12 protein-coding genes and 1 tRNA gene are annotated in these 14791 nt (G+C 68.9%); 3 read left to right on the forward strand and 10 right to left on the reverse strand.

Annotation, left to right across the window (positions count from 1 at the left end):
• The 8 genes from cydC to A9X00_RS03610 all read right to left on the reverse strand — a co-directional run.
• Positions 1–1057 (reverse strand): thiol reductant ABC exporter subunit CydC (gene cydC / locus A9X00_RS03575; protein ID WP_156771916.1); only part of this gene is annotated, 1057 nt, incomplete at its 3' end.
• Complete coding sequence (cydD, locus tag A9X00_RS03580) at positions 1044–2657, reverse strand: thiol reductant ABC exporter subunit CydD (protein ID WP_067149296.1); 1614 nt, start codon at positions 2655–2657, stop codon at positions 1044–1046. The genes cydD and cydC, both read right to left, overlap by 14 nt.
• Positions 2658–2713: 56 nt before the next feature.
• Positions 2714–3754 carry a cytochrome d ubiquinol oxidase subunit II gene (cydB, locus tag A9X00_RS03585; RefSeq protein WP_067149298.1) on the reverse strand — a complete coding sequence of 347 codons (1041 nt, stop codon included), beginning with the start codon at positions 3752–3754 and terminating at the stop codon, positions 2714–2716.
• Between the two features lie 25 nt (positions 3755–3779).
• On the reverse strand, positions 3780–5252 hold the full coding sequence (locus tag A9X00_RS03590; protein ID WP_067149300.1) for a cytochrome ubiquinol oxidase subunit I: 1473 nt from the start codon (positions 5250–5252) through the stop codon (positions 3780–3782).
• A 42-nt stretch (positions 5253–5294) separates the two neighbouring features.
• Positions 5295–5906 carry an HdeD family acid-resistance protein gene (locus A9X00_RS03595; protein ID WP_156771917.1) on the reverse strand — a complete coding sequence of 204 codons (612 nt, stop codon included), beginning with the start codon at positions 5904–5906 and terminating at the stop codon, positions 5295–5297.
• Positions 5907–5936: 30 nt separating this feature from the next.
• Positions 5937–7265 (reverse strand): adenylate/guanylate cyclase domain-containing protein, encoded by a 1329-nt coding sequence (locus A9X00_RS03600; protein WP_067149312.1) that lies wholly within the window; start codon positions 7263–7265, stop codon positions 5937–5939.
• A 25-nt stretch (positions 7266–7290) separates the two neighbouring features.
• Positions 7291–7803, reverse strand: coding sequence for a DUF488 family protein (locus A9X00_RS03605; protein WP_067149304.1), 513 nt, complete (start codon positions 7801–7803; stop codon positions 7291–7293).
• A 10-nt stretch (positions 7804–7813) separates the two neighbouring features.
• Positions 7814–7887 (reverse strand) — tRNA-Leu (locus tag A9X00_RS03610).
• 93 nt (positions 7888–7980) lie between these two features.
• Between A9X00_RS03610 and A9X00_RS03615 the strand changes: the two genes are divergently transcribed.
• Positions 7981–8610: an ANTAR domain-containing response regulator gene (locus A9X00_RS03615; RefSeq protein WP_067149314.1), complete on the forward strand. Its 630-nt coding sequence runs from the start codon at positions 7981–7983 to the stop codon at positions 8608–8610.
• 191 nt (positions 8611–8801) lie between these two features.
• On the opposite strand, the gene A9X00_RS03620 is transcribed toward A9X00_RS03615, so the two are convergent.
• Together A9X00_RS03620 and A9X00_RS03625 are read right to left on the reverse strand one after the other, a co-directional pair.
• Positions 8802–10010 (reverse strand): lipid-transfer protein, encoded by a 1209-nt coding sequence (locus A9X00_RS03620; RefSeq protein WP_197515043.1) that lies wholly within the window; start codon positions 10008–10010, stop codon positions 8802–8804.
• Positions 10001–10444 (reverse strand): Zn-ribbon domain-containing OB-fold protein, encoded by a 444-nt coding sequence (locus A9X00_RS03625; protein ID WP_067149306.1) that lies wholly within the window; start codon positions 10442–10444, stop codon positions 10001–10003. Before A9X00_RS03625 ends, A9X00_RS03620 begins: the two co-directional genes overlap by 10 nt.
• 121 nt (positions 10445–10565) lie before the next feature.
• Here A9X00_RS03625 and polA point away from each other — a divergent pair, with 121 nt between their 5' ends.
• A complete protein-coding gene (polA, locus tag A9X00_RS03630) occupies positions 10566–13229 on the forward strand; it encodes a DNA polymerase I (protein ID WP_067149308.1) in 2664 nt (887 codons plus the stop codon).
• Positions 13230–13400: 171 nt separating this feature from the next.
• Positions 13401–14791, forward strand: a 1391-nt coding sequence (gene rpsA, locus A9X00_RS03635) for a 30S ribosomal protein S1 (RefSeq protein WP_067149310.1), incomplete at its 3' end; no start/stop codon positions are given.

Consider the following 14791-nt stretch of genomic DNA (forward strand, 5'->3'; position numbering starts at 1 on the left):
CCCCCCCGGGGGGGGCGGCGGCCCGGGGGGGGGGGGGCCCCCCCCCCCCCCCCCCGGGGGCGGGGGGGGGGGGGGCCCGCGGCTCGCCACTGTCCTTGGGTTGGTCCGGGGGAGCCAGGTCGAGCAGGCGACGCGCCGCGATCCGCGACCGCGTCAGCTGGACGGCGGCGGCCGGCAACGCCGTCGTCGCCTCGAACGCGGACAGCGGCAACAACATCAGGACGGCCAGCGTGGTGGGCGCGACCGCGTGCGCCAACCCGATCCCGGCCACCACCGCGCCCAGCACGCTCGCCCCGATCGCCGCCGTGGGCATCGCCTCGGCGATGGCCGCCGGTCGCGCGGCGGCGTCGAGGGCCTCGGCCCAGGCGCGGTGGCGGCGTTGCGCATCGGCGATGACGCCGGGCAGGGCGCCCGCGACGCGCAACTCCGGTGCGTGTTCGAGGGCGATCATCGCCGACGTGTCGCGATCGGAATGGTGTTGGCGGGCAACCTCTTCCTGCGTCGCGGCGGCCCTGCCGGCGAGCCGCGGGGCAACGTACCCGGCGACCAGCAGGCAGGCCGCCAGCACCGCTGCGGCCGGCAGCGAGATGGCCGCGACGACCGCGGTCGCGGCCAGCGCGAGCACCGCGGCGACGGCGATCGGCACCACGGTGCGCACCAGCACGTTGGCCAGCTCGTCGACGTCCGCGCCCACCCTGGCCACCAGCTCACCGCTGTGCAGGCGGACCGCGGCCGCCGCCGGGCCGCGGGCGAGCCGCTGGTAGATCTGCGCCCGGGCCGTCCCGGCCGCCCGCAGCGCGGTGTCGTGGGTGGCCAGCCGCTCGCAGTAGTGCAGCACACCCCGGGAAATGGCGAACGTGCGCACCGCCACCACCGCGACGGACAGGTCCACCACGGGCGGCATCTGCCAGGCCCGCGTGATCAGCCATGCCGAAACCCCGGCCAGGGCAAGCGCGCTGCCCAGCGACAGCGCGCCGAGCGCGACGGCCGCGAGCACTCTGGGGAGGCGCGGGCGCAGCAGGCTCGTGATAGCGAGCAGGAGATCAGACCGCGGCATGGCGGGCCTCCGCGTCGGCGGCCACCTCGATGACCCGGTCACCGATCGCGACGACGGGCTCGCGGTGACCGACGACGACCACCGTCGCACCGGAGCGCGCGCGCTCGACGATGGCCCGCAGCACCCGCTGTTCGGTGTGCGCGTCCAGGTGCGCGGTCGGCTCGTCGAGCAGCAGCACCGGGGCCGTCGAGCCGAGCGCCCGGGCCAGGCCCAGCCGCTGGCGCTGGCCCAGCGACAAGCCGACACCGCCGCGGCCGAGCACGGTGTCCATCCCGTCGGGCAGCTCAGCCAGCACGGCGTCGAAACACGATGCGGCGCAAGCCTCGTCGAGGTCGTCGAGAGTTCTCAGCAGGTTCAGGTTGTCGCGCACCGTGCCCGGGACCAGCACCGGGCGTTGCGGCAGCCAGGACAGCTGCCGCCACCACGCGGCGCGGTCCAGCTCGGCGACGTCGGTTCCAGCCACGGTGATCCGGCCTGAGGACAGCGCGGTGAGCCCGGCGATCACCTGGAGCGCGGTGCTCTTGCCGGCGCCGTTGTGACCGGTCAGCACCGTGACCCGACCGGGTTCGAGCACCGCGGTGAGATCGCGGGGCGCGTGGCCGTCGCGGCCCAGCACGCTGAGGTCCTCGATGCGGATCTCTTTGCCGCGCGCGTCCACAGTCCGGCTTCGCGCCGTCGGGGCGGCGGGCTCGCCGATGAGGGCGAACGCCCTGTCGGCCGCGGTCCGACCCTCCTGGGCGGCATGAAATTCCACGCCGATGCGGCGCAGCGGCCAGTAGACGTCGGGGGCCAGCAACAGCACCGTCAGGCCGGTGGTCAGGGTCATCTCGCCGAACAGCAGGCGCAGGCCGATGCCGACCGCGATCAGTGCGACGCCGAGTGTGGCCAGCAATTCGAGCACCAGCGCCGACAGGAACGCGATCCGCAGCGTCGCCATCGCCGAGCGCCGGTGGGCCGCAGCCAGTTCGGCGATCCGGTGTTCCGGACCGCGGCCCCGGCCCAGTGCGCGCAGCGTCGGGATGCCGGCGATCAGGTCCAGCAGCCGGGCCTGCAGGGTCGTCATGGCCTCCAGCGCCGCGGCCGAACGGTCGGCGGTCGCGAGCCCGATCAGCACCATGAAGACCGGTATCAGCGGCAGGGTGATGACCACGATCAGCATCGATTTCGGGTCGTAGAGCGCGATCACGGCCACGGTCGCCGGTGTCAAGATCGCGGCAAGCAACAGGGTCGGCAGATATCCGGTGAAGTACGGCCGCAACCCGTCCAGGCCGCGCGTCACCACGACGGCGGCGGCATCGCGCTGCGCGGCGAGTTCGGCCGGCGGCCGGGCGGTCACCGCGGCCAGCACCTGCCCGTTGAGGTCGGCGATGACGGCGCCGGCGCCGCGTTGCCCCAGGCGGGCCTGCGCCCAGTGCGTCACCGTGCGAACCGCCCACAGCGCCAACAGGATCGACAGGGGCCCGAGCCAGGCGCGCACGTCACGCGTCGGGGGGCCGCCGACGACGCGCGCCACGACGTCGGCCAGGACGATCGCCGAGCCGATCGCGCAGCCGGAGATCACCACCCCGCAGCCCACTGCGGCGACCAGATAGCGCCGCAACGGGCTCGACGCCCGCCACAGCCGCGGGTCCAGCGGCGCTCGTGATGCGGTTGCGCTCAGGACGCACGCCTCGCCAGGCCGATGGGGGGCGGTATCCGCTCGGACGAGATCCGTTGCCGGAACACCCAATACGTCCACGCCTGGTACACGACCGTCAGCGGAGCCATGATCGCCGTCACCCAGGTCATGATCTTCAGGGTGTAGGGGGTCGACGAGGCGTTGTAGATACTCACGCTCCACTGGCTGTCCAGCTTCGAGGGCACCAGGTTCGGATATAACGAGCCGAACAACAGGATCACCACGGCCGCGACCACGAGCGCCGTACTGGCAAAAGCCCAGCCCTCCGACGCCCGCCGCCACACCAACAACACCGCCGCCAGCTGCGCGACGACAGCTACTCCCAGCACCAGCCAGGTCCAGTCCTTGCCGTGCGCCAGCTGCGTCCAAAGCCCAAAGGCCGCAACGAGTCCGGTCACCGGCAGCGACAGCCACACGGCGAACCGGTGGGCGTCGTCGCGGATCGTGCCCGAGGTCTTCAGCCCGACGAACACCGCGCCGTACAGCAGGAACAGCCCGGCGGTGGCCAGGCCGCCCAGCAGGGTGTAGGGGTTGAGCACGTCGGTGATCGAGGGGTGGACATGGCCTTCGGCGTCCACCGGCAGCCCGCGGACCAGGATGGCGAACGCGACGCCCCACAGGATGGCGGGCAGCCACGAACCCGCCGCGATCCCGAAATCGGCCCAGCCGCGCCATTTCGTGTCGTCGATCTTGCCGCGCCACTCGATCGCCACCGCGCGCACGATCATGCCGAACAGGATCGCCAGCAGCGGCAGGTACAGCGTGGAGAACACGGTGGCGTACCAGCCGGGAAAGGCGGCGAACATTGCCGCGCCGGCGGTGATCAGCCAGACCTCGTTGCCGTCCCACACCGGCCCGATGGTGTTGAGCGCGGTGCGGCGCTGCAGCTCCGGGTCGCCCACGCCCAAGCGGGCGAACGGCTCCATCAACATGCCCACGCCGAAGTCGAAGCCCTCGAGGATGAAGAAACCGAGGAACAGCATCCCGATGATGCCGAACCACAACTCCTGCAGTCCCATCCGTCAGCTCCCTTCCAGAAGAGGCCTAGTAGGCGAACGAAAGCGGCGCCACCTCGTCGTCGCTGGGCGCGCGCGGCGGTGCCGGTTCGGCGTCGTGTTCCTGTGGGCCCGCTGCGACGTAGCGCCGGAGCAAGAAGAACCAGATGACCGCCAGCACCGCGTAAAGCAGGGTGAAGGTCACCAGCGAGGTGACGACCATCCCGGCGGCGTGGTCGGAGACGCCCTGGCCGACCGTGAGCCGAACTTGCCGGTCGCCCGTCGGGTTCGGCACGACGATCCACGGCTGGCGGCCCATCTCGGTGAACACCCACCCGGAGATGTTGGCCAGGAACGGTGTCGGGATGGTCAGCAGCGCCGCCCAGGAGAACCAGCGCTTATTGGGCATCCGGCCACCGCGGGTGAACCACAACGTCGCCAGCGCGAACAGCACCGGGATGGCCAGGAACCCGATCATCGCGCGGAACGACCAGTACGTGACAAATAGGTTGGGCCGGTAGTCGTTTGGCCCGAATCGGTATTGATAGTCCTGCTGGAGGTTGCGCACACCCTGCAGCGTGACGTCGGTGGTTCGGCCTTCGGCGAGGAACGGCAGCACGTAGGGCACCTCGATGACGCGGTAGAGGCCGTCGCAGTTGTTCTGCCGCCCGACCGTCAGGATGGAGAAATTGGGGTCGGTTTGGGTGTCGCACAACGATTCCGCCGACGCCATCTTCATCGGCTGCTGCACGAACATCAGCTTGCCCTGGTGGTCGCCGGTGAGGAACAGGCCGGCAGTGGCGGCCAGCGCGACCCAGCATCCCAGGATGGCGGCAGGGCGAAACATGGTGCGGGCGTCCGACTCGGCGGCGGGTGTGGCGGACGCGGGGTTGCGGGACCGGACCATCCACCAGGCGCTGACGGCGGCGACGAATGTCGCGGCGGTCAGCAGGGCGCCGGTCACGGTGTGCGAAAACGCCGCCAGCGCAGTGTTATTCGAAAGCAGCGCGCCGATGTCGTTCAGCTCGGCGCGGTGGCTCACCGGGTTGTAATGTGCGCCGACCGGGTGCTGCATGAACGAGTTGGCCGCGATGATGAAGAACGCCGAGACGTTGACGCTGATCGCGACGATCCAGATGCAGCCCAGGTGTATCAGCCGGGGCAGCCGGCTCCAGCCGAAGATCCACAGGCCGATGAAGGTGGATTCGAAGAAGAAGGCGGCCAGACCCTCCATCGCCAGCGGCGCGCCGAAGATGTCGCCGACGAACCGTGAGTACTCGCTCCAGTTCATCCCGAACTGGAATTCCTGGACGATGCCGGTGGCCACACCGATGGCGAAGTTGATCAGGAACAGCTTGCCGAAGAACTTGGTCAGCCGGTACCAGGCCGTGTTGCCGGTGGCCACCCACACCGTCTGCATGACCGCCAGCAGCGGGGCCAAGCCGATGGTGAGCGGGACGAAGATGAAGTGGTAGACGGTGGTGATGCCGAACTGCCACCGCGAAACGTCGACGACATTCATTGTCATCTCCCAACTGCGCCTATCTACGACACAGTGTAGTAGTTAGGTGGCGTCGGCGCCACGCCCCAATTCCTTCGATGCCTTGCGGATGCCGAACGACGACACGATCTCGAAAACGCCGATTACCACGAACCAGGCGCCGACCACGATCGCCAGGGTGACGATGGAGTCGAACGGCGACGCCAGGACGACGATTCCGGCGAGCAGGCTGATCACGCCGATGAAGATCGACCAGGCCCGCCCGGGCAGCACCGGGTCGCTGATGGCCGAGACCGTCGTGGCCACCCCGCGGAAGATGAACCCGATGCCAATCCAGATGGCCAGCAACAGGACCGCGTATCCCTGACCGAAATGACGAAATGCCAAGACCGCCAGGATGAGTGAGGCCGCGCCGCTGATGAACAACAGGATCCGGCTTCCCGCCGAAACGTGCAGGCTGAATGCGAAGACGACCTGCGCGGCCCCGGTGATCAACAGATAGACGCCGAACGCGACGGCGGCGGCCAGGATGGAGATTCCCGGCCACGCCAGGATCACGGCGCCGACGATCAGCGACAGGATTCCGGATACCAGCGCGGATTTCCACAAGTGCGGCAACAAGCTTGGGACCGGGGCGCTTCCAGGAGAGGTTTGCATGGCCGCAGTCTGGCACAAACCGCGGACCGGCCGGAAGGGACTTTCGGCTCAGACGCGCGCGGTGCGGGGTTCCTCAGCGGACAGGTCGGTGGGCTCCTCGGTCGCCTTGCGGCCGATCAGATACCAGGTCCGCATCGGGCCCTTGCCCTTGACCTCGATGCTGCCCCGCTCCTGCAAAACGAACTCGTCTTTGAGGCGCTCGTACATCGCCTCGGGCACCTGGATCCGGCCCACCGAGTCGGTGGATTCCATCCGGGAGGCGACGTTGACGGCGTCTCCCCACACGTCGTAGAAGAACCGGCGCGAGCCGACGACTCCAGCGACCACCGGCCCGCAGGCCATGCCCACCCGCAGCGGGATCGGCGCGCCGTGCGGATCCCTCAGTCCCGCTGCGACATTGGCCATGTCGAGCGCGAAATCCGCCAGGGCGCGGGAATGGTCGGGCCGCGGGCGCGGCACGCCGCTGACCACCATGTACGAGTCGCCGCTGACTTTGATCTTCTCCAGGCCGTGCTTGTCGACGAGGGCGTCGAACGCGCCGTAGAGGCGGTCGAGGAAGCGCACCAGGTCGGCGGGCGGGGTGCTGCTGGCGCGCTCGGTGAACCCGACGATGTCGGCGAACAGGACCGAGGCGTCGTCGTACTTGTCGGCGATGACGCTGCGGTCGGGCTCCTTGAGGCGCTCGGCGATGCTGGCGGGCAACATGTTTTCCAGCAGCGTCTCCGAGCGCTCGTACTGGGCTTCCATGACCGCCTCGGCGCGGGCGGTGTCGCGCAGCGCGAACCACACCGTCACGACCACCATCACGACGCTGGAGACCGCCGTGACGACAAATCCCGTCGACGTGGCCCAGGCGGGCTGCAGCCCGGTGTTGCGCGGGACCAGAAACTCCATCGCGATGATCAGGCCGGCTGCGACGGTCGCCAGCGCGGACGCCAGAATAATGTGTTCAATTCCCAGCAGCAGCACTAGGAGACAGGCTCCCACGAGGAAGAAGAGTTGAGATCCCGAGCCGGTGCCCGTGTCCCAGCCGGTGGCGAAGATCGAGACGTATGCCGCGCCGATAAAGGTAAGCGGCGCAACCAGTTCGCCGAAGCGGTGCAGCCACGGAACGAACGCGAAGATCGTCGCGGCGGCGACGTTGACCCCCGTGATCTGAAACGACCACGTTCCGGTGAGAATCTGCATCAGCACAAACGTCGCACTGACCAGGACGGCCAGCCACGCGGCAACCGTGAGCGCGCGGGCCCGGCGCGCCGCGCTGTCGGCGTAGTGCTGATTGCGGTCGCGGGTCTGCGCCCGCACCGCGGCGACGCAGTCCGGGCGGTTCGACGAGCCTTCTGACCGGGGTGGGGCTCCGCATTTCTTCGCGCCCACGGTCAAAGCGTAACCGTTGACCTCGTCATTCGTCGGGCGCCTGGTCAACATCGCCGGTGAGCCAGTCCGATGGAGGGTGTAGCGCCAGCGAGCCGTTGGGCATGATGTGCTGCACCGCGTGTCCATCGCGGGTGGCCAGGTCGGCGATCATGCGCCGGTGGCAGCGCCACCACGTCGGCTCGCCGCACATGATGGCGACGTCGCCCGCCCCGGCGTCGTGCAGCAGCCGCTGGTATGCCGCCCGGAACTCCGGCGTCCGGGTATGCGCGGCGTAGTTGGCGAACGCCGGGTTCTGCCACCACTGGTCGCGCGGTAGCGGGGTGGCGGGCGCCTTGCGTCGCCCTCCGAGATCGGGTTCGTGGCGGTAGGCGATCCCGGCGGCGTTGAGCCAGCCCGGCATCGCGTCCTTCGAAACGTCGGGGTTGCGCCGCGAGCCGGGGAAACTGCGGACGTCGACCAGCAGCGTGATGCCGTGCCGGCGAAGCGCGGCGGTCAGTTCGTCGGCGGTTTTGGCGCCGTGGCCGATCGTGTAGAGCATTTGAGAGGAGTGCCCTCGGTGGGATTCGAACCCACACTGGACGGGTTTTGAGTCCGTTTCCTCTGCCAGTTGGGATACGAGGGCGGGCAGCCTCCCACCATAGAGGATCGCTGCGGCGATCGATTCTCACCGCCCCCGAGTTCGCTGGTGGCGGGCATGCACGACACAATGTCCGTCATGACAGGCCCCAAGACCGACACCGACGCCGCTGTGCCGCGCCGGGTCCTGATCGCGGAAGACGAAGCGCTCATCCGGCTGGACCTGGCCGAGATGCTCCGAGAGGAGGGCTACGAGATCGTCGGCGAGGCCGGCGACGGCCAGGAGGCCGTCGAACTCGCCGAGCGCCACAAGCCGGACCTGGTGATCATGGACGTGAAGATGCCTCGCCGCGACGGCATCGACGCCGCCTCGGAGATAGCCGCGAAACGCATCGCACCGATCGTGGTGCTGACCGCGTTCAGCCAGCGCGATCTGGTCGAGCGCGCCCGCGACGCCGGGGCGATGGCCTACCTGGTGAAGCCGTTCACGATCAGCGACCTGATCCCGGCCATCGAATTGGCGGTGAGCCGGTTCAGCGAGATCACCGAGCTGGAACGCGAAGTGGCGACGCTGTCCGACCGGCTGGAGACCCGCAAGCTCGTCGAGCGCGCCAAGGGCCTGCTGCAGACCAATCAGGGCATGACCGAGCCCGAGGCGTTCAAGTGGATCCAGCGCGCGGCCATGGACCGCCGGACCACCATGAAGCGGGTGGCCGAGGTCGTCCTGGAGACCCTCGGCGACGAGAAGAAGGACGCCGCTTCGGAGTAGCGGCGGCTTTGGGTGTGCATTGACGGCTTTGCGTGTGCATCCAGGGCGGTCGACCGGCCCAGATCCCGCCCTGGGTACCCACCGAAAGCCGTCAGTTCACACGCGACGGCCAACGGCATCGAGACTGCGCACAGATCGCGGATTTCGGCGATTCGACGCTCTGGTTGCAGTCTCGGCGCAAACCGGGCGAGCTAGCGCGCGACGATCACCGACGAGCCGTGGCCGAACAGGCCCTGGTTCGCGGTGACGCCGACGGTCGCTCCCTCCACCTGCCGGCCGGTGGCCTGGCCGCGCAGCTGCCAGTTCAGCTCGCAGACCTGCGCGATTGCCTGGGCGGGGATGGCCTCCCCGAAGCACGCCAGTCCGCCCGAGGGGTTCACCGGGACCTTGCCGCCGATGGTCGTGGCGCCGCTGCGCAGCAGCGCCTCGGCCTCGCCCTTGGCGCACAGGCCCAGGTGCTCGTACCAGTCGAGCTCCAGCGCGGTGGACAGGTCATAGACCTCGGCCAGGCTGACGTCCTCGGGCCCGATGCCCGCCTCGGCGTACGCGGCGTCGAGGATCTGGTCCTTGAACACCCGCTCCGGCGCGGGTACGACGGCGGTGGAATCCGTTGCGATATCGGGCAATTCGGGTAGATGCTGCGGGTAGCGCGGCGTCACGGTGCTGACCGCGCGCACCGATGGGACGCCGTCGAGCGAGCCGAGGTGGTTGCGGGCGAACTCGGCACTGGCCACGATCAGCGCCGCGGCGCCGTCGGACGTCGCGCAGATGTCGAGCTGCCGCAGCGGGTCGGCCACCACGGGGCTGGCGAACACGTCGTCGACGGAGGATTCCTTGCGGTAGCGGGCATTCGGGTTCTGCAGCCCGTGCCGCGAGTTCTTCACCTTGACCTGTGCGAAGTCTTCGGGCGTCGCGCCGTAGAGGTCCATCCGCCGGCGCGCCAGCAGCGCGAAGTACACCGGGTTCATCGCGCCGATCAGGTGGAACCGCTGCCAGTCGGGGTCGTTCTTGCGTTCGCCGCCGACCGGCGCGAACGCGCCCTTCGGGGTGGTGTCGGCGCCGATCACCAGCGCGACGTCGCAGAAGCCGGCCAGGATCTGCGCCCGGGCGCTCTGCAGCGCCTGCGAACCGCTGGCGCAGGCCGCGTAGCTCGAGCTGACCGGGACCCCGTTCCAGCCGAGCTTCTGCGCGAACGTCGACCCGGCGATGAAACCGGGATAGCCGTTGCGGATGGTGTCGGCCCCGGCGACCAGCTGGATCTGCCGCCAGTCCAGGCCCGCCTCGGCCAGCGCGGCGCGCGCGGCCACCACGCCGTATTCGGTGAAGTCGCGGCCCCACTTGCCCCACGGGTGCATGCCGGCGCCGAGGATGTACAGCGGTTCGGGGGTGCTCATGAGCAGATCCTCCACGCGTGGACGAGGCGTTCCACGCCGTCGTCGTCGGTGTACAGCGGCATCGTGGTCAGCTCCATCTCCATGCCGACCTTCAAATCGGAAGCCAGCGTGCCCTCGACGACCTTGCCCAGCACGATCAGCCCCTCAGCGGCCAGCTGCACCGCCGCGATCGCGAACGGCTCGAAGGGGTCCGGGGCGGGGTAGGGCGCCGGCGGCGGATACCGGTTCTCGGTGTAGCTCCACAGCGTCCCGCGGGTCGACAACGCGACGGGCTCCAGCGTGTCGTTGGCGCACGCCGGGTTGGGGCAGTTGTTCTCCCGCGGCGGGAAGACATAGGTGCCGCACTCGGGGCACTTGCTGCCGATCAGATGGGCGTTACCGGCGTCGTCGGTGGCGAACCATCCGTCGATCGCGGGTTGTTGACTGGTGACCTCGGGCACCCGCCAACACTACCAAGCGCTTGTTTGGGCACGCCAGGGTTCGTCACACCGGGTGCCTAGAGTGAATGCCGTGCCCGCCGCCACCCCTCAGAAGACAGAGGAACAAACCAAACCGACACTCATGCTCCTGGACGGCAATTCGCTGGCGTTTCGGGCGTTCTACGCGCTGCCCGCGGAGAACTTCAAGACCCGCGGCGGGCTGACCACCAACGCGGTGTACGGCTTCACCGCCATGCTGATCAACCTGCTGCGCGACGAGACGCCGACGCACATCGCCGCGGCGTTCGACGTGTCGCGGCAGACCTTCCGCTCCGAGCGCTACCCCGAGTACAAGGCCAACCGGTCCTCGACGCCGGACGAGTTCCACGGCCAGATCGACATCACCAAGGAAGTGCTCAATGCGCTGGGCATCACGGTGCTTTCGGAGCAGGGGTTCGAGGCCGACGACCTGATCGCGACGCTGGCCACCCAGGCCGAAAACGAGGGCTACCGCGTGCTGGTGGTCACCGGCGACCGCGACTCCCTGCAGCTGGTCAGCGACGACGTCACGGTGCTGTACCCGCGCAAGGGCGTCAGCGAACTGACCCGCTTCACTCCCGAGGCCGTCGTGGAAAAGTACGGGCTGACCCCGCAGCAGTACCCCGACTTCGCGGCGCTGCGTGGCGATCCCAGCGACAACCTGCCCGGCATTCCTGGGGTGGGGGAGAAGACCGCCTCGAAGTGGATCGCCGAATACGGCTCCCTGCAGGCGCTGGTCGACAACGTCGACTCGGTGCGCGGCAAGGTGGGCGATGCGCTGCGCGCCAACCTGGCCAGCGTCATCCGCAACCGCGAGCTCACCGACCTGGTCAAAGACGTGCCGCTGGCCCAAACGCCGGACACGCTGCGGCTGCAGCCCTGGGACCGCGACCAGATCCACCGCCTGTTCGACGACCTGGAGTTCCGGGTGCTGCGTGATCGGTTGTTCGAGACCCTGGTGGCCGTCGAGCCCGAGGTCGACGAGGGCTTCGACGTGCGCGGCGACGCGCTCGAGCCGGGCACCGTCGGGCAGTGGCTGGCCGCGCACGCCGCCGACGGGCGCCGGGCCGGGCTGGCGGTTGCCGGCACCCACCTGCCGCACGGCGGGGACGCGACCGGGTTGGGCATTGCCGCCGCCGACGGCGACGGCGCCTACATCGACACCGCCACGCTGACCCCCGACGACGACGCCGCGCTGGCGGCCTGGCTGGCCGACCCGGCGAAACCCAAGGCGCTGCACGAGGCAAAGCTCGCCATCCACGACCTGGCGGGCCGCGGCTGGACGCTGAACGGCGTCACCTCCGACACCGCGCTGGCCGCCTACCTGGTGCGCCCGGGGCAGCGCAGCTTCACCCTCGACGACCTGTCGCTGCGCTACCTGCGCCGCGAGTTGCGCGCGGAAACCCCTGAGCAGCAACAGCTTTCGTTGCTCGACGACATCGACGGCGTGGACGAGCAGGCCGTCGCGACCCTGATCCTGCGGGCCCGCGCCGTCGTCGACCTGGCCGACGCGCGCGACGCGGAGCTGGACCGCATCGACTCCACCGCGCTGCTGGGCGAGATGGAGCTGCCGGTGCAACACGTGCTGGCGGACATGGAAAGCGCCGGCATCGCCGTCGATCTGCGGCTGCTGGGCGAGCTGCAAAGCCAGTTCGCCGACCAGATCCGCGACGCCGCCGAGGCCGCCTACGCCGTGATCGGCAAGCAGATCAACCTGGGCTCGCCCAAGCAGTTGCAGGTGGTGTTGTTCGACGAGCTGGGGATGCCGAAGACCAAACGGACCAAGACCGGCTACACCACGGACGCCGACGCCCTGCAGTCGCTGTTCGACAAGACCGGCCATCCGTTCCTGCAGCACCTGCTGGCCCACCGCGACGTCACCCGGCTCAAGGTCACCGTCGACGGGCTGCTGAACTCGGTGGCCGCCGACGGGCGCATCCACACGACGTTCAACCAGACGATCGCGGCGACTGGGCGACTGTCGTCGACGGAGCCCAACCTGCAGAACATCCCGATCCGCACCCAGGAAGGCCGGCAGATCCGGGACGGGTTCGTGGTCGGCAAGGGCTACGAAGAGTTGATGACGGCGGACTACAGCCAGATCGAGATGCGGATCATGGCGCACCTGTCGCGGGACGAGGGCCTGATCGAGGCGTTCAACACCGGGGAGGACCTGCACTCGTTCGTCGCCTCCCGGGCGTTCGGGGTGCCGATCGAGGAGGTCACCGCCGAGCTGCGCCGCCGGGTCAAGGCGATGTCCTACGGGCTGGCGTACGGGTTGAGCGCCTACGGGCTGTCGCAGCAGCTGAAGATCTCCACCGAGGAAGCCAAGGACCAGATGGACGCGTACTTCGCCCGGTTCGGAGGCGTGCGCGACTACCTGATGGACGTCGTGGAGCAGGCCCGCAAGGACGGCTACACCTCCACGGTGCTGGGCCGCCGCCGCTACCTGCCCGAGCTGGACAGCAGCAATCGTCAGGTCCGGGAGGCCGCCGAACGGGCCGCGCTCAACGCGCCCATCCAGGGCAGCGCGGCCGACATCATCAAGGTCGCGATGATCGAGGTCGACAAGGCCATCAAGCAGGCCGGGCTGGCCTCCCGGATGCTGCTGCAGGTGCACGACGAACTGTTGTTCGAAGTCGCGCCAGGCGAGCGGGAGGCCCTCGAGGCGCTGGCGCGCGAGAAGATGGGCGGCGCCTACCCGCTTGACGTCCCGCTGGAGGTCTCGGTCGGCTACGGCCGGAGCTGGGACGCGGCCGCGCACTGACGCGCCCGGTGTAGTGTGAGGGCGAAAATTCGGCCGGAAATTCGCCGTGGCGTTACATTTGCGTCATTTCGGCGGCGACCGAGTTTGTCCAGCTAGTGCCCTGTCGAGTAGCCTCGACAGGTAAATCTATTTTGTCCCTACGACCCAACCTGTCCGGAGCAACCCAACAACATGCCGAGTCCCGCCGTCACCTCGCCGCAAGTAGCCGTCAACGACATAGGCTCGAGCGAGGATTTTCTCGCCGCAATAGACAAAACGATCAAGTACTTCAACGATGGCGACATCGTCGAAGGCACCATCGTCAAAGTGGACCGGGACGAGGTGCTCCTCGACATCGGCTACAAGACCGAAGGGGTCATCCCCGCCCGCGAGCTCTCCATCAAGCACGACGTCGACCCCAACGAGGTCGTTTCCGTGGGCGATGAGGTCGAGGCCCTGGTTCTCACCAAGGAGGACAAAGAGGGCCGGCTGATCCTGTCCAAGAAGCGCGCGCAGTACGAGCGCGCCTGGGGCACCATCGAGGCGCTCAAGGAGAAGGACGAGGCCGTCAAGGGCACCGTCATCGAGGTGGTCAAGGGTGGCCTGATCCTCGACATCGGGTTGCGCGGCTTCCTGCCCGCCTCGCTCGTCGAGATGCGGCGCGTCCGCGACTTGCAGCCGTACATCGGCAAGGAGATCGAGGCCAAGATCATCGAGCTGGACAAGAACCGCAACAACGTGGTGCTGTCCCGCCGGGCCTGGCTCGAGCAGACCCAGTCCGAGGTGCGCAGCGAGTTCCTCAACCAGCTGCAGAAGGGCAGCATCCGCAAGGGTGTGGTCTCCTCCATCGTCAACTTCGGCGCGTTCGTCGACCTCGGCGGGGTGGACGGCCTGGTGCACGTCTCCGAGCTGTCCTGGAAGCACATCGACCACCCGTCCGAGGTGGTGCAGGTGGGCGACGAGGTCACCGTCGAGGTGCTCGACGTCGACATGGACCGCGAGCGGGTTTCGTTGTCGCTCAAGGCGACCCAGGAAGACCCGTGGCGCCACTTCGCCCGCACGCACGCCATCGGCCAGATCGTGCCCGGCAAGGTCACCAAGCTGGTTCCGTTCGGCGCGTTCGTCCGCGTCGAGGAGGGCATCGAGGGCCTGGTGCACATCTCCGAGCTCGCCGAGCGGCACGTCGAGGTGCCCGACCAGGTGGTCGCCGTCGGCGACGACGCGATGGTCAAGGTCATCGACATCGACCTGGAGCGCCGCCGAATCTCGTTGTCGCTCAAGCAGGCCAACGAGGACTACACCGAGGAATTCGACCCGGCGAAGTACGGCATGGCCGACAGCTACGACGAGCAGGGCAACTACATCTTCCCCGAGGGCTTCGACTCCGAGACCAACGAATGGCTCGAGGGCTTCGACGCCCAGCGCAACGAGTGGGAGGCCCGCTACGCCGAGGCGGAGCGGCGGCACAAGATGCACACCGCGCAGATGGAGAAGTTCGCCGCCGCCGAGTCGGCCGCCCATGCCGCCGGTGACTCGGCGCCGGGCAACGGCGCGTCGTCGGAGAAGGCGGCGGGTGGATCGCT

The sequence above is a fragment of the Mycobacterium sp. 1245805.9 genome, from assembly GCF_001672915.1.
Lineage (GTDB): Bacteria > Actinomycetota > Actinomycetes > Mycobacteriales > Mycobacteriaceae > Mycobacterium.

What these genes read in the sequence shown, in the direction of transcription:
- cydB (WP_067149298.1), bottom strand. Translation starts at nt 3,754, where the DNA reads ATGGGACTGCAGGAGTTGTGGTTCGGCATCATCGGGATGCTGTTCCTC.
- A9X00_RS03590 (WP_067149300.1), bottom strand. Translation starts at nt 5,252, where the DNA reads ATGAATGTCGTCGACGTTTCGCGGTGGCAGTTCGGCATCACCACCGTC.
- A9X00_RS03605 (WP_067149304.1), bottom strand. Translation starts at nt 7,803, where the DNA reads ATGCTCTACACGATCGGCCACGGCGCCAAAACCGCCGACGAACTGACC.
- A9X00_RS03615 (WP_067149314.1), top strand. Translation starts at nt 7,981, where the DNA reads ATGACAGGCCCCAAGACCGACACCGACGCCGCTGTGCCGCGCCGGGTC.
- polA (WP_067149308.1), top strand. Translation starts at nt 10,566, where the DNA reads ATGCTCCTGGACGGCAATTCGCTGGCGTTTCGGGCGTTCTACGCGCTG.